Source organism: Haloferax sp. SDI50 (assembly GCF_059802635.1).
In genome coordinates, this window is record NZ_JBPULL010000001.1 from 426,437 (window position 1) to 448,755 (window position 22,319).

Consider the following 22,319-nt stretch of genomic DNA (forward strand, 5'->3'; position numbering starts at 1 on the left):
CTCGTATAGGCCTTCGCCCGAAGCGTCTTTTCCCCGCGGTGCCCTACTGCGGGCAATGACGCTCCCCGACCTCTCGGCGTTCGACGCGGTCGTCTACGACCTCGACGGGACGCTCGTCGACCTCCGCGTCGACTGGAACGACGCCGCCAGCGACGCCGCGGCCGTCCTACGGAACGCCGGCGTCGACGCCGACTCGCTGGACCTCTGGAAGATGCTCGACGCGGCCGACGACGCCGGCGTCCGCGACGAACTAGAGCGAGCGCTCGCGGCCCACGAACGGGAGGGCGCGTGGCTCTCCGACCGCCTTCCCCTCGCGGACCATCTCGCCGGGGACGGCGTCCCCTCCGGCGTCTGCTCGCTCAACGCCGAGGACGCCTGCCGGGTCGCGCTCGACGTGCACGACCTTTCGAACCACGTCGACGCCGTCGTCGGCCGCGACAGCGTGGAGACGCGCAAGCCCGACCCGGAGCCGTTGCTCACGACGCTCGAACGCATGGCGGTCGACCCCGACTCGGCCGTGTTCGTCGGCGACTCGGCCCGCGACGAGGTGACGGCCGACCGCGCCGGCGTCGCCTTCAGATACGTCGATGGCGGTCCCACCGGCGTTTGAGCGAGGGTCGAGGGAACTGGACTGGACTGGACAGACCAGAAGCTACGACGGGAGCAAACAGGCGGCACGGTCGTCCGCCGGGCGGCGTGCCGCGCTCCCGCGTCCCGCCCGGCGGCGATGCTCAACGCACGGGGGCGCTGGCCGCGGAATACGTGATAAATCTCCGCACCGGCGCGGACGTTAAGCCCGCAGAGTCCTACGCTCATCCATGGGATTCCCCGTCTCGTACTACTGTCCGCACTGCGGCGCGGTCGTCGAACTCGAACGCGACGGCTATCTGGCCGACAAGTCGGTGACGCCGTACCCCCTCGAAGGCTGGGCGTACGCCGACCCGACCGACGACTTCGAAGACGCCGAGGGCGTCCGGTTCGTCTGCGGCGAGGGCGCGGATGAGAACGCGGGTGCGAGTGAGGGCGACTCACCCCTGTCGTGGCCCGGCGACGTGGTCGACGCCGACGACGTCGAACAGCCCGGATTGGCGTCGCCCTGCGGCCGCGAGTTCTACCTCTCGTTCGTCAGGTACGAAGACGGCCGCGAGGTCGAGGCGGTGCCCGAGAGCGACTACGTCGTCATCGGCGGACGCGGCCCCTCGGGGCCGTCCGGCCCGCGAGGACCGGATGCGGGGCCGCGCGGTCCCGGCGGGTTCTGAGCCCTCGTCCGCGACTCGCACGCTCGTTGGCGCAACGACGACACCGCTCACCTCGTGCGAGCACGCATCAGCTCGTATTCAATAGCTCACGCGCCGATTATCCACCATGGTTCCCGTTCAGTCCTCGTTCGGTCTCGGCGACGCGCTGTTCTTCGCGCCGTTCGTCGCCCTCGCCGTCGTCATCTTCGCGTTCGCCGGCGCGGTTGTCTACCTCGAACACAGAAAAGAGATGGCGCTCATCGAGCGCGGCCACTACGACGAGGGCGACCGCGACTCGCGGGCGTGGATTCTCGGCGGCGGCCTGCTCGTCCTCGCCGTCGGTCTCGGGAGCGTCGTCTCGGCGCTCCTCTCGGGCGGCGCGGTCGGTGACGGCGTGACCGCGGTGTTCGTCGGTCTCGCGGCGCTCGCGTACTACTTCTACAAGCGTCGCGCGGTCGGGACGACCGTCGCCTGAGCCGCGAAACGCGGTCGGGAACTCAGCCTTTGATGTTGCAGACGGGGAACGTCCGCGCGACCTTGTCGCCGATGCCCAACTCGTCGGAGACGCGGACGACCTCGTCGACGTCCTTGTAGACGCCCGGCGCTTCTTCGGCGACCGTCGCGCCCGACTGGGCTTTCACGTATATCTTCTCCTGCTCGCGGAGCTCGTCCTGCACCGTCTCGCCCCAGTACTCCTGTTTCGCCTTCGTTCGGCTCATGAGCCGGCCCGCACCGTGGGCCGTCGAGCCGAAGGTGAGGTCGAGCGACCGGTCGCCGCCGCGGAGGACGTAGCTCCCCGCACCCATGCTCCCGGGGATGATGACCGGCTGACCCACGTCGGCGTAGGCGGGCGGGAGTTCGGGCCGGCCCGCGGGGAACGCCCGCGTCGCGCCCTTCCGGTGGACGTAGAGTTCGCGTTCCTCGCCGTCGACCTCGTGGACCTCCTTCTTGGCGATGTTGTGCGCCACGTCGTACAACAGGCGCATCTCCATGTCGCGCCAGTCGCGGTCGAACACGTCCGCGAACACCTCGCGCGTGCGGTGCATGATGAGCTGTCGGTTCACCCACGCGAAGTTGATGGCGGCGCACATCGCGCCGTAGTACTCTTCTGCGAGTTCGGAGCCGGCGGGCGCGGCCGCGAGCTCCTTGTCCGGCAGGTCGTCGAGCAGGTCGGCGTGTTCCTTCTCGATGCGCCGGAGGTAGTCGGTGCAGGTCTGGTGGCCGAGACCGCGGGAGCCGCAGTGGATGAGCACGACGATTTGGTCGGCTTCGAGGCCGAACGACTCGGCCACGTCGTCGCGGTAGACGTCCGTGACGCGCTGGACTTCGAGGAAGTGATTTCCGGAGCCGAGACTGCCGATTTGGTTGCGGCCGCGGTCTTTCGCCTTTTGCGAGACGAACTCGGGGCGGGCGTCGTCGCGGAAGCCTTCGTCCTCGCAGTGGGCGAGGTCGTCCGCCGTGGCGTAACCGGCGTCGACCGCCCAGCGCATCCCGCGGGCGAGGATGTCCTCGATGGTCTCGGCGTCGCCCTTGACGACGCCGCCGCCGCCGAGTCCCGAGGGGACGGCCTCGAACAGGGCGTCGACGAGTTCCTCCTCGTGGCCCTTGAGGTCCTCGTAGGTGAGGTTCGTCGTCATCATGCGGACGCCGCAGTTGATGTCGTAGCCGACCGCGCCGGGGGAGATACAGCCGTCCGTGGCGTCGGTCGCGCCGACGCCGCCGACCGGGAATCCGTAGCCTTGGTGGCCGTCGGGCATGCAGATGGCGTGGTTGGTGATACCCGGCAGGTGCGTCGCGTTCCGCAGCTGTTCGAGCGTCTTGTCGTCGCCGATGTGGTCGAGCAGCGCCTCGGAGGCCAGCACCCGTGCGGGGGCGTTCATCTCGCCCTCCTGCGGAATCTCCCAGACGTGCTCGCGAACTCGTCGCAGTTCGACGTCGCCGAACTCGCGCGTTTCCATACCGGGACAATCGACGCGGCGACTCAATAGGATTCCGTCACGCCGCGAGCGCCCGCGGCGCGACACGCGACCGTCGCGCCGACGGCTCACACGTCGAAGACGACGTACGCCTCCCAGCCGGCGTCGGTCGCTTCCAGTCGCATCTCGGAGTAGGTGACTGCTTTCACGTCGCGGGCGTCCACGTCAGCGAAGGGGACGCCCCGTGCAGACGCCTCGACGGCCCACTCGTCGCCATCCCGCCGGACGGTCGCCTCGTGGGCCGCGGGGAGGACGCCCCGCACGTCGCGCTCGTAGATGAGTTGGTCGAGGTAGTCGAACAACAGCGCCTCGCGTCCCTCCGCGCGGACGGAAACCGAAAAGCGGTCGCCCGTCTCGGCGGGGTCGTCGCACATCGCGGCGGTGAGGCCGTCGGCGACGGCGGCGAAGACGGCACCGAGGCTCTCGCCGTCGGCCGCGACGGCCACGTCGGCGGTGTGGTCGCGGAGCGTGAATCCCATACCGAAGGGACGGACGCGGCCGACCCTCGTCCTTTCGGTCGGCGGCGGGCGCGCGCCTCGCACGCCGTCGTCCGCGGGCGATTCGTGTCGAACGACTATCCAATCTGGCGGCGGCGGCCTCAACCAGGCGTTCTGACGGACGGTGGAGTTATATTCTCGCTCCGGCTACGACGGGACGTGAGCGTCAACGTGGAGATGCGGGTCGACGCCCCCGGCCAGCGCGAGTACGCCGAGGCGGCCTGGGACCTGAAAGAGCGGATTCGGGTCGAGGAGGGCCTCCTCAAGCAGCGACGGGGCTTTTTCATGGACGCCTACCGGCGGTCGAACACGTATCTCCTCTACGAGAACGACGCGCTCGTCGCGTTCGCCTCCACGCGGCGCGACGGCTACATCCTCTTTCTGGCGGTCTCGCCCGACGCCCGCGGCGAGGGCTACGGCAAGCGCCTCGTCGCCGAGGTCGCGGACGAACACCCGGTCGTGACCTGCCACGCCCGGACGACGAACACGAACGCCCTCGATTTCTACGAGCGGATGGGCTTCGAGGTCCGCCGCCGCATCGAGAACTACTACGAGGACGGCGGGGCCGCGTTCTACCTCCGACTCGGCGAGGAAGCAGGCCTCAGAGAGAAGCTCTCGGAGTTCCTCCGCCGGTAACCGACCGACATCGTCGCGTTCGACGCTGATTCGAGAGCGTCAGCGCCCTCCTCGCTCCCCTTGCGCGTATCCTTAATTTTTATTCACTTCCTAGTATATATGGTTGATATGTACATCGGAGTGCTCACCGTCCCGCTCGGAGACGAACCCCTCGACGACGCGCTCGACTATCTGTCGGGCATCGGCGTCGACGGCGTCGAACTCGCCGTCGGTGGCTGGCCCGGCGAGGACCACGTCGACCGGAGCGCCGTCCTCGCGGACGACGACGCGCAGGTCGACCTCCTCGATTCGGTCGAAAGTCGGGACCTGCAAATCAGCGCGCTCGCGACGCACAACAACCCGCTGCATCCCGTCGAGGAGACGGCCGCCGAGGCCGACACCGAACTCCGCGAGGCAATCGAACTCGCGGACGCCCTCGACGCGAACACCGTCACCTGTTTCTCGGGGCTCCCCGCCGGCGGCCCGAACGACGAGGTTCCGAACTGGATTACCGCGCCGTGGCCGACCGAGCACGCCGACGCCCACGACTACCAGTGGGAGGTCGCCGTCGACTACTGGTCCGACCTCGCCGCGTTCGCGGACGACCACGGTGTCGACATCGCCATCGAGATGCACCCGAACATGCTCGTCTACGAGCCGACGGGGATGCTGAAGCTCCGCGAGGCGACCAACGACCGCATCGGCGCGAACTTCGACCCCTCGCACCTCTACTGGCAGGACATCTCCATCACCGACGCGATTCGGTTCCTCGGCGAGGAGGACGCCATCCACCACTTCCACGCGAAGGACACGAAGGTCTACGAGTCCGAGTCGCGCATCAAGGGCGTCCTCGACACGACCTCCTACGCCGACACCGCCGACCGCTCGTGGCTGTTCCGGTCTATCGGCTACGGCCACGACGAGGGCCACTGGAAGGACGTGGTGTCGACGCTCCGGATGGTCGGCTACGAGGGCGCGCTCTCCATCGAACACGAGGACGCGCTCACGTCGTCCAAGGAGGGCCTCGAAAAGGCCGTCGACGTGCTCTCGCGCGCCGTCTTCGAGACGCAACCCGGCGACGCCTACTGGGCGGAGTAATCCAATGACTGAACCACTCTCTATCGGCGTCCTCGGCTACCGCTTCATGGGGAAGGCGCACTCCAACGCGCTCGCCCGCCTGCCGATGTTCTTCCCCGACGCGCCCGACGTGGAGCGCTCCGTCATCGTCGGCCGCGACGAGGAGGCGCTTTCCGACGCCGCAGACCGCTTCGGCTTCGAATCGACCGCGACCGACTGGCGCGACGTGGTCGACGACGTGGACGTGTTCTACAACCTCGGGCCGAACCACCTCCACGCCGAACCCTCCATCGCCGCGCTCGAAGCCGGTGCCAGCGTCTTCTGCGAGAAGCCGCTCGCGCCGACCCTCGACGAGGCCGAGGCGATGCGCGACGCCGCCCGCGCGGCCGACGGCGTCGCCGGCTGCGCGTTCAACTACCGATTCGTGCCCGCCATCCGGTACGCCAAGCGACTCATCGAGACCGGCGAACTCGGCGAGATTCGACACGTCCGCGGGCGCTACTTGCAGGATTGGCTCGTCGATTCCGACGCGCCGTGGACGTGGCGCATGGACGAAGACGCCGCCGGCTCCGGCGCGCTCGGCGACCTCGGCGCGCACACCGTCGACCTCGTTCGGTTCCTCGTCAGCGACCGCGCTGGCGACATCGAACGCCTCTCGGGGCATCTCCAGACGTTCGTCGACGAGCGACCCGTGCCCGGCGAGGACGAGTACAGGCCCGTGACCGTCGACGACGCCTACACCGCGCAGGCGGAGTTCGAAAACGGCGCGGTCGGGAGCTTCGAGGCCTCGCGCTTCGCCGACGGCCACAAGAACGACCACACCATCGAGATTCACGGCTCCGAGGGGAGCCTACAGTTCTCGCTCGAACGCCTCAACGAACTGGAGGTAAAAACCGGCGACGCCCGCGGTTACGAGACGGTGCTCGTCACCGACGAGACGGACCCCTACCTCGACCACTGGTGGCCGCCGGGCCACGTCCTCGGCTGGGAACACACGTTCGTCCACGAGAACTACGAGTTCCTGTCGGCGGTCGCCGAGGGCGGCGACTTCTCGCCGTCGTTCGAGGACGGCTACGAAGTGCAGGCGATTCTCGACGCCATCGAGCGCTCCGACGAGGCCGGCGAGTGGGTCAGCCTCGGCTGACGGGGCGAACGGAACGCGACTGAATCGGACCGCGGGCGACGCGCCGCCCGCTCAGAACTCGATGACGCCCTCGTCGGTGATGACCTCGTCGATGAGGTCGACCGGCGTGGCGTCGTAGGCGGGGTTCTCCAACTCGATGCCCTCGACGGGTTCGAGCATGACCTCGCTGGGCGAGCGAATCTCGTTTTCGAAGCGGAAGCCGCCGTCGACGACTTTCGCGCCCGAACCGACGACCGTCACCGGCACGCCGACCTCGTTGGCGGCGGCGACGAGCGGGAACGTCCCGATGCGGTTGTAGAGCGTCTCCTCGACGATGCAGTCCATGCCGATGATGACGCGGTCGCACTTCGGGAGGAACATCCCGGACGCGCCGTCGACCATCAGGTGCGGCTCGACGTCGTCGATGGCGGCGAGTTCGCGCGCGAACTTCCGGCCGAGGAAGCGCGGGCGGGCCTCCGTCACGTAGGCGGTGAGCTCCGCGCCGTCGGCGACGGCGAGTTCGACGGCCTCCATGACCGTCGAGGAGTAGTCGTGCGTGAGGAACGTCTGGCCGTCCTCGATGGTCGCGGCCGCCTGTTGGGCGGCGTGGCGCTTGCCCGTCTCGACGGTCTCGACCACGCGGTCGATGGTCGCGAGGGTGAGTTCCTGCGCCTCGTCGAGGTCGTCCGCCTCGCCTTGGACGCTGTGAAGCACGTCCTGGAGGGCGTTGTACAGCGACGCGTGCGACGGGTTCGCCCGCTTGAGCGCGCCGACGTTGCGTTCGAGGTCGCGTTCGAACTCCTCGACGGTCGCGTAGTCGCGCTCGGTCAGTTCCGCGAGCGCCCGCGTGGCCTTGACGGCGACGACCGAGGAGCTGTGCGTCTGCATCTCGCGAATCTCCTCGATGGTCTCGTCTATCATACGAGAACGTCGCCGTATCGTGTGAAAGAGTTTCCGGGAGCGAGCGCCGCCGCGGTCGCCGTCGCCATCGTGGGCGCGGCCCCTCGTCTGCCCGCACTCGCCCGAATTCGCCAGCTGCTCGGCCTCAGTCTTCCGCGTCGATGTCGGTGTCCAACTCCGCTTCGGGGGGCGTCCCGCCGTCGCCCGCGTTGGTCCGCTTGGCGTAGATGAACAGGGCGACGGCGGTCAGGAACCAGATAACTGCGCCGACGCGAACCGCGAACTCGGCTCGCGCGCCCCACGTCTGGAGGCCGGCGTTAATCGAGAGGACCGCGACGATGGGCGAGCCGACGAGAATCGTCGTGACGAACGTCATCTGCATGACCCACCCGTAATCGACGCCGTCCGGATTCGAGCGCTCGACTGGTTGCACGGGTAGCAGTATCACGGCGACGGCTAATGCGTGCCGGTTCCCGCTCGCGGCGCGCGCCCGACTCGCGACCCCAAGCGCTCAGCAGGCGGCGTTCGTCGCGGTCGGCTCGGTCGGAATCTCGTAGTCGACGAGGACGCTCGACGACCCGTCCTCGTGTTCGATGACAACACGGTAGTGTTGGCCCGCCTCGCAGATGGGCCGGAGCGCGCTGTCGGAGCCGGCTCCGTCGATGTGGGCGTACTCGCCGGCGGGACCGACCTGCTCGCCGCCGGTCCACACGTCCTCCCACGCGATGCGGTTGTTGGCGTCGTCGACGACGAACACCTGACTGCCGTCTTCGATGCTGCCGAACTCGTGGGTGACGTTGATGTACGCGCCGTTCGCGCCGTTGTCGACGCCGTCGGGGTGGTAGTCCACGTCGAACGACACCTGCGGTTGGGGCTCGGAGAGCACGTCTTCGAACCCCATCACCATCACGCCGACCATCGCGGCGAGGAGGACGACGATGACGACGAGAAGCGAGACGCCGACGACCGGGGAGATGCCGCGGGACGAGCGGCGCTCGGAGGATGATAAAGCGGGCATGCGTCGTTCGGACAGGCGCGCTCTCCTAAGTAAAGTGTTACTTCAATCGCAGGTCGGGGCGACCGGCGCGGGACGGCGCGGGTCGACGCGACTCCCGGCGACTCGCGGTCGGCGGCGCGCAAGGGTGACGCTGATAACCCGGACGCGCGAACGGCACGCATGGTCACGGTACGGTCCATTCGGGCGAAGGCTGGTAGCGAGCCCATCACGATGCTCACGGCGTACGACGCGCCGACCGCGAGCGTCGTCGACGAGGCGGGCATCGACATCGTCCTCGTGGGCGACAGCATGGGCAACACGGCGCTCGGCTACGACTCGACGCTCCCGGTGACCGTCGAGGACGTGGCGAGCCGAACCGCCGCGGTGGCGCGCGCAACCGACGACGCCCTCGTCGTCGCTGATATGCCCTTCCTCTCGGTCGGCGTGGACGAGGCGTCGAGCGTCGAGCACTGCGGCCGGATGCTCAAGGAGGCCGACGCCGACGCGGTCAAACTGGAGTGCGGTCCCCACACCGTCGAGTTGACCGAACATCTCGTCCGACTCGGCATCCCCGTGATGGCCCACCTCGGGCTGACCCCCCAGCGCGTCAAGGAAGTCGGCTACGGCAGGCAGGGCACCGACCGCGACGACGCACAGGAGATTCTCGACCTCGCGAAGGCCCACGCCGAGGCGGGCGCGTTCTCGCTCGTCCTCGAACACGTCCCGGCGAACCTCGCGAAACAGGTCACGGCGGCCATCGACATCCCGACAATCGGCATCGGCGCGGGCCCCGACTGCGACGGGCAGGTGCTCGTCGTCGACGACGTGGTCGGGATGAGCGACCGCACCCCGCCCTTCGCGACCCAGTTCGGCGACGTGAAATCGGAGATGGAGCGGGCGGTCGGCGCGTACCGGGACGCCGTCGAGGCCGGCGAGTTCCCGGCCGACGAACACAGCCACGTCGAAGACGACCTCGACGAACTGTACTGAGCGCGCGCCCCCGAGACCCGCGCTCACACCCGGTTGCGACGACCTACGCGACGCGGCGGTCGAGGAACGTTTTCACGGCCTCGTTGAACGCCGCCGGCCGTTCGAGCATCGCCAGATGCGCGGCGTCTTCGACCGTCCCGAGTTCGCAGTCGGGCATCGTCTCCGCGAGGTACTCGTGGTACGACGGCGGCGTGAGGCGGTCGTACTCACCGACGAGCGCGAGCGTCGGCACCGAAATCTCGCTCACCTCGTCGCGCACGTCGAACGTGTGACACGACAGAAAGTCGCGGTAGGTGACCGCCTGTCCGGCGTCGTACATCGCTTCTTTGGAGCCCTCGACGAGGCGCTCGTCGTCGGTGTGGAACAGTTTGTCCTCGCCGTGGAGGAACGAGACGGCGCGGTCGAAGTCGTTTTCGAGCCAGTCCAACAGGTCCGAGAGCACAGCGAGTTTCGCGCCCGTGCCCGTGAGGACGAGCGCGTCGAGGTCGAGGTCGCGTTCGAGCGCGAGCATCAGCGCGACCGCGCCGCCGAGCGAGTTGCCGACGAGGACGCTCGCATCGGTCTCCTCGGCCACGGCGACCACGTCGTCGACGTAGGCCGACAGCGTCTCGTAGCCGGCGTCGGCGTCCACGTCGTCGCTGTCGCCGTGGCCGCTCAGGTCCAGCGCGGCGACCGGGTAGTCGCTCGCGAGGCGGAACTGGCCGCGCCAGACGCCGTGTGCGCCGCCGCTGCCGTGGACGCAGAGGAGCGTCGGTCCCTCGCCCCCCGCGTCGCGGTGTCGATAGGCTGTCTCCCGTCCGTGGTGGTCCGCCGAAGCCGTCTCCATACCTCGAAACTGGTCGCCGCGAGCCAATAAACCCCCACGCAGGCACCGAGTTTCGGCGGCGGAGCGAGTCGGTCGACCGGGCGGCCCTCTGCCGAGGCCACTAGTTTGACGTTACTCCGCCGCGAACTACTCGGTGAGGCGTGGCGACTGTGAACCGCAATTCAACCGAAATTCGTCATATCGGTGTCGTCACCCGATTCGTCGGAGAAAGGCTTATATATTCAAAACGCTAACCTTGGGTTAGACTTACCATGAGCATGCAACAGTTCGCCGGCGGGAACGAGCGGTTCATTCGCCGGTACGAATACGAAGACAGCTGGGTCATCGCGGCCGACGTGGGTCTCTCGGAAGACGAGGTCGACGTGGACATCGTCGGGTCGACGGCCATCGTCGTGGCCGACACCGGCGACCGCGTGACCGAGACTGAGTTCGAGCTCCCCGCCGGCGGCGACGCCGACGTGGCGGTTCGAAACGGCGTGCTCACCATCACCCTCACCAAGTAAATGAAACTCATCGTCAAACCCCTCAAACAGAAGGACGCCGGCCGCGGGCTCGCCGCCATCGACCGAGCCGCGGCCGCGGAACTCGACCTCGAAGGCGGGGATTTCATCCGCATCGACGGTCCGAACGACGGGACCGCCATCGCCCGCGTCTGGCCCGGCTACCCCGAAGACCAGGGGACGGGCATCATCCGCATCGACGGCCGCCTCCGCCAGCAGGCCGGCGTCGGCATCGACGAGCGCGTGGACGTGGAGAAAGCGGACGTGAAGCCCGCACAGCGCGTCACCATCGCGCTCCCGCAGAACCTCCGCATCGGCGGCAACATCGGGACGTACATCCGCGACAAGCTCTCCGGTCAGCCGGTCGCGCAGGGACAGAGCGTCCAGCTTCCGCTGGGCTTCGGCTTCATGAGCGCGTCGAACCAGTCGGTCCCCATCAAAATCGCGTCGACCGACCCGGACGGGACCGTCGTCGTCACCGACAACACCGAGTTCCAGGTGAGCCAGAAGCCCGCCGAACAGATTTCTGACGCCTCCCCGAGCGACGGCGACGGTCCCTCGGTCACCTACGAGGACATCGGCGGCCTCGACAAGGAGCTCGAACAGGTCCGGGAGATGATAGAACTCCCGATGCGCCACCCCGAGCTGTTCAAGCGCCTCGGTATCGAGCCGCCGAAAGGGGTGCTCCTCCACGGCCCGCCGGGCACGGGGAAAACTCTCATCGCCAAGGCCGTCGCCAACGAGATCGACGCCTCGTTCCACACCATCTCCGGCCCGGAGATTATGTCGAAGTACTACGGGGAGTCCGAAGAACAGCTCCGCGAAATCTTCGAGGAGGCCACGGAGAACTCGCCGGCCATCGTCTTCATCGACGAGATAGACTCCATCGCGCCCAAGCGCAGCGAGGCCGGCGGTGACGTGGAACGCCGCGTCGTCGCCCAACTGCTGTCGCTCATGGACGGCCTCGACGAGCGCGGCGAGGTCGTCGTCATCGGCGCGACCAACCGCGTGGACGCCATCGACAACGCGCTCCGCCGCGGCGGCCGCTTCGACCGCGAAATCGAAATCGGCGTGCCGGACCGCGACGGCCGCAAGGAAATCATGCAGGTCCACACGCGGAACATGCCGCTGACCGACGACGTGGACCTCGACGAATACGCCGACAGCACCCACGGCTTCGTCGGGGCGGACCTCGAATCGCTGGCCAAGGAGTCAGCGATGCACGCCCTGCGGCGCATCCGCCCGCAACTCGACCTCGACGCCGAGGAGATAGACGCCGAGGTGCTCGAAGGCCTCAAAGTCACGGAAGACGACTTCAAACAGGCGCTCAAGAGCATCGAACCCTCCGCGCTCCGCGAGGTGTTCGTCGAGGTGCCCGACGTGACGTGGGAGGACGTTGGCGGACTCGAACCCACGAAAGAGCGCCTCCGCGAGACCATCCAGTGGCCCCTCGAATACCCCGAGGTGTTCCAGCAGATGGACATGGACGCCGCCAAGGGCGTCCTGATGTACGGCCCGCCGGGGACCGGCAAGACCCTCTTGGCGAAGGCCGTCGCCAACGAGGCGGAGTCGAACTTCATCTCCATCAAGGGCCCCGAACTGCTGAACAAGTTCGTCGGTGAGTCGGAAAAGGGCGTCCGCGAGGTGTTCAAGAAGGCCCGCGGGAACGCCCCGACGGTGGTGTTCTTCGACGAAATCGACTCCATCGCGACCGAGCGCGGCCGCGACTCGTCGAGTTCGGGCGTCACCGAGCGCGTCGTCTCCCAACTGCTCACCGAACTCGACGGTCTCGAAGCGCTCGAAGACGTGGTCGTCATCGCGACAACCAACCGGCCGGACCTCATCGACTCGGCACTCCTGCGCCCCGGTCGCCTCGACCGTCACGTCCACGTGCCCGTCCCCGACGAGGACGCCCGCCGCGCCATCCTCGACGTACACACGCGCAACAAGCCGCTCGCGGACGACGTGAACCTCGATAAAATCGCGTCCAAGACCGACGGCTACGTCGGTGCCGACCTCGAAGCGCTCGCCCGCGAGGCGTCGATGAACGCCTCCCGCGAGTTCATCCGGAGCGTCGAGAAAGAGGAAATCGGCGAGAGCGTCGGCAACGTCCGCGTGACGATGGACCACTTCGAGGACGCCCTCGACGAAATCGGCGCGAGCGTCACCGACGACGTGCGCCGCCGCTACGAGGAAATCGAAGAGCGCTTCCAGAAGAGCGAGGTCGAACGCGACCGCGAGACGGAAGTCGGTCGCACCTTCCAGTAAGCGCCTCGTAGCGCCCGCCCAGACGTATTTTTCGAGTGCGCCTCTGCCACCGAGCGACGGCGCTATCTTCCGTCTCGGAGACCCCGACGCGACGGCGCGACCGTCACGTTCATATCACTCCCAACTGCTACGTAGTGGTACGCGGTTCTCGGGATACGAAATAATCAACGAGTTCTACGTTTGTTTCACCGGAAATGCGGTGTGTCACCCGTCGTTTGTAAAGAATGTACTCGGTCGGTAGTTGTCAGTTCGACGCGAGGGAGCGCGGAGTGGCCGGCCGCCCGCTCAGCCGTCGAGGTCTGCGAGGATTTCGTCGGCGTGGCCGTCGGGCGAGACGCCCTCGTAGACCCGTTCGACGGTCCCGTCGGGGCCGACGAGGTAGGAGTTGCGGAACACGCCGTCGAACGTCTTGCCGAACATGTTCTTTTCGCCGTAGGAGTCGTACGTCGCGGAGACGCTGCCGTCTTCGTCCGACAGGAGCGTGAAGGGGAGGTCGTACTTCTCGGCGAACGAATCGAGGTCCGAGACGGGGTCGTCGCTGATGCCGATGACCGTCGCGTCGCGCTCCTCGAACTCGTCCCACGAGTCGCGGAAGCCACAGGCCTCGGTGGTACAGCCCGGCGTGTCGGCGCGCGGGTAGAAGTAGACCACGACGTGCTCGCCGCGGAAGTCGGACAGCGAGACGAGGTCGCCGTGCTGGTCGGGCAGTTCGAAGTCGGGGGCGTCGTCGCCGGGTTCGAGCATGGCCACCTGTTCAGGCGGCGGAAAGAAGGGTCTTTCTCAGTCGAGTCGCTCGGCCGCGCCGCGCTCGACCAGCGGGTCGGCGTTGGCCGCCGGGAGCGTCACCACGTCCTCGGTGGCGAGGTCGTACTCGCGCTCGTCGACGCCGAGGATGGTCCCCACGTCGGCGGTGATACGCACCGTCTCGCGCTCGTCGGCGAGGCCGGAAAGCGGGTCGTCGGCCGAGGGTTCCACCGTGTCGGTGTCGCCCGCCGACGGAGCCGCGGTCTCCGGGGCTGGTTCGTTCGGCGGAGTCGCGGGGTCGGAGTCCGCAGAGCCGGAGTTCGCAGCGTCGGAGTCCGCAGAGTCGGAGTTCGCAGCGTCGGAGTCCGAAGACCCGGACTCACCGGAGACCGCGGCGGCCTCGGTGGCCGGTCGGTCGGCGTCCGGTTGGGGCGTCGATTGCGCGTTCGAGGTGTCGCCGCCGGTTCCGCCGCCCATCGCGTCCGCGAGCACGTCGCCCGCGGCCGAGTCGCCGGTGACGGCCTCGGGAGCGCTGGCGTCGGTTCCGGGGGCGGTCGGCGCGGTCTCCGGGTCGGGGTCGTCCGGCGGAATCGCGGGCCCGGAATCCCCGGCCGCGTCCGGTTCCGCGGTCGTCACGTCGGTCGCCGCAACGTCTCCCCGCGGGGAGTCGGCGGCCGACACGTCTTCGAGCGCGGACAGCACCGTCCCGCGGTTCTCCTCGATGCGGGCGACGAGGTCGTCGAACAGCCGCTTTTCCTCGCGGGTCAGCCCGTCCGTCTCGGAGGACATCCCCGCGGCCGCGAAGCTCGCGGCCTTGACGACTTTGCCGACGCGGCGCTCGTAGATGGAGGTGACGACCTCCTCGGCCGTCTCGATTTCGTCAGTGAGCCGCCGAATCTCCGGCGAGTAGTGGGTGCCGAGCTGTTCGGCCTTCTGCTCGCGTTCGGCCTTCTGCTCGGCGATGAACTCCGCGACGTCCTCGTAGAACGACTCGCGGAGGTGCTGTAAGCTATCTTTCTGTCGCTCCGTCCGAAGCACGCTCCTGAGGTCGTCCACGTTCATTCTGTCACCTTCTCGGCTCGGCCGCGGGTCATGAGAAACACGCCGAGGCTCTCGTCTACCGACTGCACGCCGGAGTCGAGTGTAAAGCTATCGCCGTCGAACTCGACCGCGCCGGGGTCGGTCACGTTCACGCTGATGTCGCGGCCGCGGAAGCGGTCCGGGACCGCGTCCGAGAGGGGGTCGAAGCTGTCGATTTCGTCGCGGTCGAGCGGTTCGACGACGAGCCCCGACCCGCCGTGGAGGCTCTTGGGGAGGCGAATCAGCCGCTTCGTGTCGGTCGTCACCGGCTCGTCTATCGGTGAGGTCTGGTCCTCGACGGTCTCGTGTGCGAGCGCTTCGACCAGCGTCCGGACGCCCGGGCCGCCGGCCTCGACGTTGCCCTCGCGGACGGCGTCGGGGTTGTTGCGGAACGCGCCGAGAATCGTCTTCGCGCGCCCGTCGCCGATGCCGTCGAGTTCCTTCAACCGCGAGAGCGCGGCGTCTTCTTCCATCTCCAACAGCGCGTCCACGAAGTCGAGGAGTCGCCGGTGGGTCCGCCGACCCCACCCGCCTTCGGTTCGGAGGACGCGCTGGGTCGTCGTTCCGTGCTGTCGCGTCTCGATGAGCGCGTCGAAGTCGAGGTCGATGGCGCGGATGTAGTCCACGATTTCGCGGCGGGCCTCGCTGTCGAGGCCGCGGACCGACTCGTCGCGCACGTGGACGTGGTAGCCGCGGCCGCCGGAGAACACCGCCTGCATCTCCTCGAAGTCGAAGTCGTCTTCGAGGAGGTCGAGGAGGTCCAACAGGGCGTCTTTTCCGGCGTCGAGCATATCGGCGTACCCCGTCGTCTCGGGGTCGACGCCGGGGAGATGGTCCGCGTCGATGTCGAAGACGAGGTCCGCCTCGCGCCAGCCCTTGTCGTCCATCGACCCCGCACCGGGGTCCGCAAACCGGGCCGACGAGAAGTAGACGTGTCGAGGGGCGCTGCGGGCGAGGTAGTCCGAGAGGTCCCCGAGGTCGAGCAGCGACTGGTGGCGGTGCATCCGCGTGCCGCCGGCCGACCACGGGATAACGCCCCACTCTCGCTCGCCCGGCGCGGGCGGAAGCGGAACGTCGGTGCTCCGGTAGTAGTCACCGAAGCGACCTTCGAGGTACTCGCGTGTGCGCCCGTCCATACACCTCGGGTTCCGGAGGCGCGGGTAAAGCGATTACGTCTCCGCGCCTCCGTGGTCGTTTCTCTCACGTCCGTGGTGTGCCCATGCTTATCATTGACGTTCGTGTATGAACTGGTGTGACCGATATGGAATACACCTATCTGGGCGACACCGGCCTCGAAGTCTCGCGGCTCTGTCTCGGCTGTATGAACTTCGGCTCCAGCGCGGAGTGGATGATGAACGACAGGCAAGCGAGCCTCGACCTCCTCGACAGCGCGCTCGACGCGGGTATCAACTTCCTCGACACGGCGAACGCCTACTCTCACGGGGAGTCGGAGGAAATCGTCGGTGAGGCCATCGCCGAGCGCGACCGGGAGGAACTCGCCATCGCGACGAAGGTCTACTTCCCGATGGGCGACGGGCCGAACAAATCGGGGCTCTCGCGCAAGCACATCATCGACCAGGCGCACGCGAGCCTCGACCGCCTCGGCACCGACTACATCGACCTCTACCAGATTCACCGCTGGGACGACGGCGTCCCCATCGAGGAGACGCTGTCGGCGCTCGACCATCTCGTCGAGGAGGGGCTGGTCCGCTACGTCGGCGCGTCCACGATGTCGTCGTACCAGTTCACGAAGGCGCTGTACACCGCCGACGTGGAGAACCTCGAACGCTTCGCCTGCATGCAACCGGAGTACAACGCGGTCGACCGCCACGAGGAGGCGAACCTGCTTCCGGTGTGCGAGGGCGAAGGCGTCGGCGTCGTCCCGTGGTCGCCGCTCGCGGGCGGCTTCCTCACGGGCAAGTACGAGCGCGACGCCGAGGTGCCAGCGGACACGCGCGCGAACTCGGACGAGTACACGTCGAACCGCTTTACCGACGAGAACTGGGCCGTCCTCGACGCGATTCGCGCTATCGCCGACGAAAAGGGGGCGACGCCCGCGCAGGTGTCGCTCGCGTGGCTGCTCCACAAGCCCGTCGTGGACGCGCCCATCATCGGCCCGCGGCGACTCGACCACCTCGAAGAGAACGTCGGCGCGCTCGACGTGGCCCTGAGCGACGACGATATCGAGCGAATCGAGGCCCAGAAGACGCCGCGGTGGCCCGCGCCGGGAAAGGACTAAGTTTTCAGCCCATAATCATAATATATGATTGTTACAATTATTGGATTGATTGAATTTCGGGGTGCAGATACTATTATCAAGTAGTTTACTACAACACCGGTAGTGGCCAGCACCAAAACTATAAATAATCACTAATTGTAGAATACAGACTGTAATGGTTGATGCTGACTCACGCAAGGGCAAGCGTACTGGCGTCTCTCGACGTAGTTTTGTGAAGGCGGCCGGCGCATCGGGCGTCGCCGTCGGGCTGGCAGGCTGCGTCAGTACGGGTGGCGGTGACGACAACGGCGGCGGGAACGGCGAGACCGATGCCGACACCGACACGCCGATTAACACCGAGGAGACCACAGAAGAGATCACGCTTCAGTGGGCCGCCGACACCCGCGTCGCGGAAGCGGAAGCGGAAGTCGTGCAGGCCCTTCGGGACGCCGGCCTCCCGGAGAACATCTCCATCGACATCCTCGCGGGGTCGCAGGTGACGGACAACCGGCAGGCGCAGTACCAGCAGTGGCTCTCCGGCGGTCGCTCGGAGCCGACGCTGCTCATGATGGACAGCGGGTGGACGATTCCTTTCATCGCCCGCAACCAACTGCAGAACCTCTCGCAGTCGCTTCCGTCGGAACTGACTTCGACCATCGAAGAGGAGTACTTCGAGGCCAGCGTCTCGACGGCGACGGGACCGAACGGCGACCTCTACGGACAGCCGCTGTTCCCCGACTTCCCGACGATTCAGTACCGAAAGGACCTGCTTCGAAACGCCGGCTACACCGACGACGACTTCTCGACGTGGGCGACCGAATCGATGTCGTGGGAGGAGTTCTCGCGAATCACGCGGGAGGCGCTCGACGCCAACGAGGACATCGAGAACGGCTTTACGTTCCAGGCGGACGTCTACGAGGGCCTGTCGTGTTGTGACTTCAACGAGTTCATGACCTCGTACGGCGGCGCGTACTTCGGCGGCCGCGAGAACCTGTTCGGCCCCATCGGCGACCGCCCCATCACGGTCGAAGAAGAGCCGGTCATCAACGCGATTCGGATGGTCCGGACGCTCATCCACGGCGAGGACGACGAGTACGCCCTCGACGGCATCACGGGCGGTATCTCGCCCGAGGCGGTCCTCCAGTGGACCGAAGACCCGTCCCGCCAGCCCTTCACGACGGGCAACGCGGTCATGCACCGCAACTGGCCGTACTCCATCGTCATCAACGGCGCGGAGCCCTCGGACGAAAACGACCAGACCGGCTTCGGCGAGGACCTCGGCGTCATGCCGATTCCGTACGGCGTCACCGCCGACGAGGCCCAGTACGAGGGCACCGGCGGCCCCGTCGCCGCCCTCGGCGGCTGGCACATGACGATGAACCCCAACTCTTCGGACGAACAGAAGCAGGCCGCGGTGCAGGTGCTTCGGACGATGCAGACCGAGCAGTTCCAGCTCGATATGTTCCGCATCATCGGCTGGATTCCGCCGCGCCCGTCGCTTCTCGACTCCGACCAGGCCGCCGAGGTGCCCATCATCGGCCGCTACCTCGACGCCCTGAAGGTCGCCGGCGAGAACGCGATTCCGCGCCCGGTCTCCGTCGTCTGGCCGCAGCAGTCCGGCCGCATCGCTCAGGAGGTCAACGCCACGTTCGCCCAGGAGAAATCCCCCGAACAGGCGATGTCCGACCTCGCATCACAGCTCGAACAGATCGAGCAGAACGCGTAGAGCAACGTCTTTACCGAGACGTAACAAATATACACGTTATCATTTGACATGGCTACCGAACAACAATCAGGGGAGACACTTTCCGACACCCGGAGAAGCGGCCCGTACGCCTCGGCCGTCAACTGGATGGAGTCGCTTTCCGAGACGCAGTTCGCGTACCTGCTTTTGACGCCCGCGCTCGTCCTCTTGGGGGTTATCGCCGTCTACCCGCTGGTCTCGACGTTCAGCATGTCGCTGTTCGCAGACCAGTTGACCGGGAGCGCGCGGCTCGGCGAGTTCGTCGGACTGCAGAACTACGTCGACCTGTTCTCCGGCGCGCGAAACTACGCGCTGCCGTCGCAGTTCCTCCCGACGTTCACCTCGGAGTTCCCCTTCGTCACGAACATCTACGCCAGCGCGCTCGCGGTGACGCTCATCTTCACCGTGTTCAGCGTGCTGTTCGAAACGCTCATCGGCTTCGGTCAGGCGCTCATCTTAGACCAGGACTTCCGCGGTCGGCGGTGGGTCCGCGTCGCCATCATCATCCCGTGGGCCGTGCCCATCGTCATCCAGGGGATGATCTGGTATCTGATGTTCCAGCCGAACATCGGCTTCCTCGTCGGCACGAGCGAGAACCCGGCGCTGTTGAACCAACTCGGGCTCATCGGCACGACGCCGCTTCGGAACACCGCCGACGCGCTGTTCCTCATCATCGTGGCCGACGTGTGGAAGACCTCGGCGTTCATGGCGCTTCTCATCCTCGCGGGGATGCAGAGCATCGACCGGTCGTTGTACGACGTGGCGAAGGTCGCCGGCGCGTCGCGCTGGCAGCAGTTCAAGCTCATCACCTTCCCGCTCATCCTGCCGACGGTGCTCGTGGCGATGCTGTTCCGCACCATCGACGCGATGCGCGTCTACGGCATCATCCAGACCATGGCCGGCTGTCAGACGGTCCCGTCGTTGTCGTGTCTCGTCGTCACGACGTTCAACACGCCGCTGTACGGGACCTCGGCGACCGTGGCGTTCGTCACCGCGGGCATCATCGCCGTCGTGGTCTCGGTGTACATCGTGAACTTCGCCAGCGAGGGAATCTGAGATGGCTAGTGAAACTCCGGGAGCCGGCATCGGCTCCGACGACCCCGAGACGAAGCGCGGGCCGCTCGGCCGCTGGGTCGACTCGGCCATCAAGAACCCCGACCGGGTCTACCGCGCGATGTTCTACGTGGCGATGCTGTTCTTCCTCGTCACGACGCTGTTCCCGTTCTACTGGCTGCTGGTGCTCGCGCTCACGCCGAACAACCTCATCGCCAACATGGGGCTCGTCCCGAACGGGTTCAACCCGCAGGTGTTCGTCGCGATGTTCGAACGGGTGCCGTTCCACCTCTACATGTTCAACAGCTTCGTGCTGGGCATCACGACCACCGTGCTCGTGTTGCTCATCGCCAGCCTCGCGGGGTACGTCTTCGGCCGCCTCCGGTTCCCCGGGAAGGGCGTGCTGATGCTCGGCATCCTCGCCATCAGCTACTTCCCGCCGGCGGCGTTCCTCATCCCGCTTTTCGAGCTGTTCACCGGGAACACGGCGATTAGCATCGGGATGGTGACGATATCGACGCCGGACCTGTTCAACACGCCGGCACCGATGGTGTTCCCGTTCAGCGCGCTGTTCCTCCCGCTGTCGATATTCATCCTCACGACCTTCTACGGGCAGATTCCCGACGGGTTGGAGGACGCGGCGCGGGTGGAGGGAACGACCCGACTGGGCGCGCTGTTCCGCGTCATCGTGCCGCTTTCGGCACCCGGCGTGGCGACCGCGGGCGTCCTCACGTTCATCAGCGTCTACAACGAGTTCTTCTTCTCGTTCCTGATGAACAACGGCGAGGCCGACTCGTGGGCGCCCATCGTCGCGGGTATCCTGAAGTATCAAGGGCAGTTCGACACCCCGTACAACCTGATGGCCGCCGCCTCTATCGTGGGGGTCTTACCCGTGGCTATCCTTGTCATTATCGCGCAGGAACGCATCGTGAGTGGACTGACCGCAGGAGCGCTGAAGGAGTAATCATGGGAGACGTAACACTCGAACACGTAAGCAAGCACTACGACGACGTAACGGCGGTCGACGACATGAACCTCGACATCGACGACGGAGAATTCATCTGTCTCGTCGGTCCGTCGGGGTGCGGCAAGTCGACGACCATGGAGATGATCGCGGGGCTGACCATCCCCTCGGAGGGGAAGGTGTTCATCGGGGACCGCGAGGTGACGAACCTCCCGCCGAAGGACCGCGGGGTCGCGATGGTGTTCCAGAACATCGCGCTGTTCCCTCACATGGACGTCTACGACAACATCTCCTTCGGGCTCCGCCTCCGCAACTACGACAAGGAGGAAATCGAGCGCCGCGTCGAACGCGCCGCCGAAATCGTCCAGTTGCAGGGCATGCTCGAACGCATGCCCGACGAGATGTCCGGCGGACAGCGACAGCGCGTCGCCATCGCCCGCGCCATCGTCCGGAACCCCGGCGTCTTCCTGATGGACGAACCGCTCGCGAACCTCGACGCGAAGCTCCGTGTCCACATGCGGACCGAACTCCAGCGCCTCCACAAGGAGCTGGACACGACCATCATCTACGTCACCCACGACCAGGCGGAGGCGATGACGATGTCCGACCGCATCGCCGTCATCGACTCCGGCCAACTCCAGCAAATCGACCCGCCGCTCGTCTGTTACAACGAGCCGTCGAACCTGTTCGTCGCCGGCTTCATCGGCTCGCCCTCGATGAACTTCCTCGACGGCGAGGTCGCGGCCGACGGTTTCACGTCGACCAACATCGACGTGGAGTTCGACCCCGCGGACCTCGGCGTCGAACCGGGGACGGACGTCACGATGGGCATCCGCCCGGAAGACGTCTACCTCGTCGACGAGGAGTCGCTCGTGTCGAACCCGAGCCACCGCATCGACGCCGTGACCGACGTGCTCGAACCGATGGGCGACGAAATATTCGTCTACCTGAAGCTCTCGGAGTCGGCCGAGACGGACCTCGAAGACACGAGCGGCGTCGCCAACGACCAACTGCTGATGAGCGTCGCCCCCGACACCGACATCGCGGAGGACGAAGACGTGACGGTCGTCCTCGACCGCTCGCGCGTCCACCTCTTCGACACGGCGACGGGCGAGGCCATCAGCCACGGCATCGAGACGCCCGTCCAGACGAGCGGCGCGCCCGGCACGGAAGCCGAAAGCGACGACTGACGCGGCCGTAACGCGGCCGCCGCTGGTTCGTCGCCGTCCCGCCTCCGACTCGCACAGCCCGCACAACGCGCACCGAACCAACCCACAGCACACCCACCCACACAATGGTCAACGAACTCGGCCTGTTCTACCTCGGCGGGATGACCGTCCTGTTTTTCTTCTGGGCCTACGGCATCGTCTCGTTCCTGCTCGACCTGAAGAACAAGTTCATCCCGAAGGGCAAGCAGTACCTCCGCGGGCGACGCCGCCTCAAGGAAGAAAAACGCCGCGAGGAAGAACGCAAGGAGCGAGAAGAACAGCTCTACTGACCCGAATCGAC

At 66.7% G+C, this 22,319-nt stretch carries 24 protein-coding genes; 15 read left to right on the forward strand and 9 right to left on the reverse strand.

The window, feature by feature from the left end; genetic code table 11:
• Window positions 1-55 precede the first annotated feature (55 nt).
• From ACSR87_RS02225 to ACSR87_RS02235, 3 genes are all read left to right on the forward strand, one after another.
• Window positions 56-610, forward strand: a complete 555-nt coding sequence (locus tag ACSR87_RS02225) for an HAD family hydrolase (RefSeq protein ID WP_498529339.1) — start codon at window positions 56-58, stop codon at window positions 608-610.
• A 208-nt stretch (window positions 611-818) separates the two neighbouring features.
• The gene (locus tag ACSR87_RS02230; protein WP_498529340.1) at window positions 819-1,259 is read left to right on the forward strand and encodes a DUF7969 family protein; all 441 of its coding nucleotides are present in this window, start codon (window positions 819-821) and stop codon (window positions 1,257-1,259) included.
• A 106-nt stretch (window positions 1,260-1,365) separates the two neighbouring features.
• Window positions 1,366-1,713 carry a hypothetical protein gene (locus ACSR87_RS02235; RefSeq protein ID WP_498529341.1) on the forward strand — a complete coding sequence of 116 codons (348 nt, stop codon included), beginning with the start codon at window positions 1,366-1,368 and terminating at the stop codon, window positions 1,711-1,713.
• Window positions 1,714-1,735: 22 nt separating this feature from the next.
• On the opposite strand, the gene ACSR87_RS02240 is transcribed toward ACSR87_RS02235, so the two are convergent.
• Together ACSR87_RS02240 and ACSR87_RS02245 are read right to left on the reverse strand one after the other, a co-directional pair.
• Window positions 1,736-3,196, reverse strand: a complete 1,461-nt coding sequence (locus ACSR87_RS02240) for an RtcB family protein (protein WP_498529342.1) — start codon at window positions 3,194-3,196, stop codon at window positions 1,736-1,738.
• 86 nt (window positions 3,197-3,282) lie between these two features.
• Entirely contained in the window at window positions 3,283-3,693 is a 411-nt protein-coding gene (locus ACSR87_RS02245) for an archease (protein WP_498529343.1), read from the reverse strand.
• A 177-nt stretch (window positions 3,694-3,870) separates the two neighbouring features.
• Here ACSR87_RS02245 and ACSR87_RS02250 point away from each other — a divergent pair, with 177 nt between their 5' ends.
• The 3 genes from ACSR87_RS02250 to ACSR87_RS02260 all read left to right on the forward strand — a co-directional run bounded on the left by ACSR87_RS02250 (window position 3,871) and on the right by ACSR87_RS02260 (window position 6,547).
• A complete protein-coding gene (locus tag ACSR87_RS02250; protein ID WP_004061415.1) occupies window positions 3,871-4,347 on the forward strand; it encodes a GNAT family N-acetyltransferase in 477 nt (158 codons plus the stop codon).
• 108 nt (window positions 4,348-4,455) lie between these two features.
• Window positions 4,456-5,424, forward strand: coding sequence for a sugar phosphate isomerase/epimerase family protein (locus tag ACSR87_RS02255; RefSeq protein ID WP_498529344.1), 969 nt, complete (start codon window positions 4,456-4,458; stop codon window positions 5,422-5,424).
• 4 nt (window positions 5,425-5,428) lie between these two features.
• Complete coding sequence (locus ACSR87_RS02260; RefSeq protein ID WP_498529345.1) at window positions 5,429-6,547, forward strand: Gfo/Idh/MocA family protein; 1,119 nt, start codon at window positions 5,429-5,431, stop codon at window positions 6,545-6,547.
• Window positions 6,548-6,598: 51 nt separating this feature from the next.
• Here the strand turns inward: ACSR87_RS02260 and ACSR87_RS02265 are convergent, their stop codons facing one another.
• The 3 genes from ACSR87_RS02265 to ACSR87_RS02275 form a co-directional block, all read right to left on the reverse strand.
• Window positions 6,599-7,447: an eIF2B alpha/beta/delta subunit family protein gene (locus tag ACSR87_RS02265; protein ID WP_498529346.1), complete on the reverse strand. Its 849-nt coding sequence runs from the start codon at window positions 7,445-7,447 to the stop codon at window positions 6,599-6,601.
• Between the two features lie 124 nt (window positions 7,448-7,571).
• Window positions 7,572-7,808, reverse strand: coding sequence for a DUF5822 domain-containing protein (locus ACSR87_RS02270; RefSeq protein ID WP_008580359.1), 237 nt, complete (start codon window positions 7,806-7,808; stop codon window positions 7,572-7,574).
• Window positions 7,809-7,937: 129 nt separating this feature from the next.
• A complete protein-coding gene (locus ACSR87_RS02275) occupies window positions 7,938-8,444 on the reverse strand; it encodes a type IV pilin domain-containing protein (RefSeq protein WP_498529347.1) in 507 nt (168 codons plus the stop codon).
• 159 nt (window positions 8,445-8,603) lie between these two features.
• On the opposite strand from ACSR87_RS02275, the gene panB reads away from it, so the two are divergent.
• Entirely contained in the window at window positions 8,604-9,413 is an 810-nt protein-coding gene (panB, locus tag ACSR87_RS02280) for a 3-methyl-2-oxobutanoate hydroxymethyltransferase (protein WP_498529348.1), read from the forward strand.
• A 43-nt stretch (window positions 9,414-9,456) separates the two neighbouring features.
• Here panB and ACSR87_RS02285 read toward each other — a convergent pair whose 3' ends face one another.
• On the reverse strand, window positions 9,457-10,239 hold the full coding sequence (locus ACSR87_RS02285) for an alpha/beta fold hydrolase (RefSeq protein WP_498529349.1): 783 nt from the start codon (window positions 10,237-10,239) through the stop codon (window positions 9,457-9,459).
• A gap of 251 nt (window positions 10,240-10,490) precedes the next feature.
• On the opposite strand from ACSR87_RS02285, the gene ACSR87_RS02290 reads away from it, so the two are divergent.
• Both ACSR87_RS02290 and ACSR87_RS02295 read left to right on the forward strand, forming a co-directional pair.
• The gene (locus tag ACSR87_RS02290; protein ID WP_004042888.1) at window positions 10,491-10,742 is read left to right on the forward strand and encodes an Hsp20/alpha crystallin family protein; all 252 of its coding nucleotides are present in this window, start codon (window positions 10,491-10,493) and stop codon (window positions 10,740-10,742) included.
• Window positions 10,743-13,007 (forward strand): CDC48 family AAA ATPase, encoded by a 2,265-nt coding sequence (locus ACSR87_RS02295; RefSeq protein WP_498529350.1) that lies wholly within the window; start codon window positions 10,743-10,745, stop codon window positions 13,005-13,007.
• 285 nt (window positions 13,008-13,292) lie between these two features.
• Here ACSR87_RS02295 and bcp read toward each other — a convergent pair whose 3' ends face one another.
• The 3 genes from bcp to priS are packed head-to-tail and all read right to left on the reverse strand — an operon-like array spanning window position 13,293 to window position 15,967.
• A complete protein-coding gene (gene bcp, locus ACSR87_RS02300; RefSeq protein ID WP_008576053.1) occupies window positions 13,293-13,751 on the reverse strand; it encodes a thioredoxin-dependent thiol peroxidase in 459 nt (152 codons plus the stop codon).
• A 36-nt stretch (window positions 13,752-13,787) separates the two neighbouring features.
• On the reverse strand, window positions 13,788-14,813 hold the full coding sequence (locus tag ACSR87_RS02305) for a DNA replication protein (protein ID WP_498529351.1): 1,026 nt from the start codon (window positions 14,811-14,813) through the stop codon (window positions 13,788-13,790).
• A complete protein-coding gene (gene priS / locus ACSR87_RS02310) occupies window positions 14,810-15,967 on the reverse strand; it encodes a DNA primase small subunit PriS (protein WP_498529352.1) in 1,158 nt (385 codons plus the stop codon). Before priS ends, ACSR87_RS02305 begins: the two co-directional genes overlap by 4 nt.
• 125 nt (window positions 15,968-16,092) lie before the next feature.
• Between priS and ACSR87_RS02315 the strand changes: the two genes are divergently transcribed.
• The 6 genes from ACSR87_RS02315 to ACSR87_RS02340 all read left to right on the forward strand — a co-directional run bounded on the left by ACSR87_RS02315 (window position 16,093) and on the right by ACSR87_RS02340 (window position 22,308).
• On the forward strand, window positions 16,093-17,070 hold the full coding sequence (locus ACSR87_RS02315; protein WP_498531019.1) for an aldo/keto reductase: 978 nt from the start codon (window positions 16,093-16,095) through the stop codon (window positions 17,068-17,070).
• 154 nt (window positions 17,071-17,224) lie between these two features.
• Window positions 17,225-18,775, forward strand: coding sequence for a substrate-binding domain-containing protein (locus ACSR87_RS02320; protein ID WP_115802824.1), 1,551 nt, complete (start codon window positions 17,225-17,227; stop codon window positions 18,773-18,775).
• 126 nt (window positions 18,776-18,901) lie between these two features.
• Complete coding sequence (locus tag ACSR87_RS02325; RefSeq protein ID WP_004061442.1) at window positions 18,902-19,849, forward strand: carbohydrate ABC transporter permease; 948 nt, start codon at window positions 18,902-18,904, stop codon at window positions 19,847-19,849.
• Between the two features lies 1 nt (window position 19,850).
• The gene (locus ACSR87_RS02330; RefSeq protein ID WP_498529353.1) at window positions 19,851-20,810 is read left to right on the forward strand and encodes a carbohydrate ABC transporter permease; all 960 of its coding nucleotides are present in this window, start codon (window positions 19,851-19,853) and stop codon (window positions 20,808-20,810) included.
• A 2-nt stretch (window positions 20,811-20,812) separates the two neighbouring features.
• Window positions 20,813-22,000: an ABC transporter ATP-binding protein gene (locus ACSR87_RS02335; RefSeq protein ID WP_498529354.1), complete on the forward strand. Its 1,188-nt coding sequence runs from the start codon at window positions 20,813-20,815 to the stop codon at window positions 21,998-22,000.
• 104 nt (window positions 22,001-22,104) lie between these two features.
• Entirely contained in the window at window positions 22,105-22,308 is a 204-nt protein-coding gene (locus tag ACSR87_RS02340) for a DUF8005 family protein (protein ID WP_004042869.1), read from the forward strand.
• Window positions 22,309-22,319 lie beyond the last annotated feature (11 nt).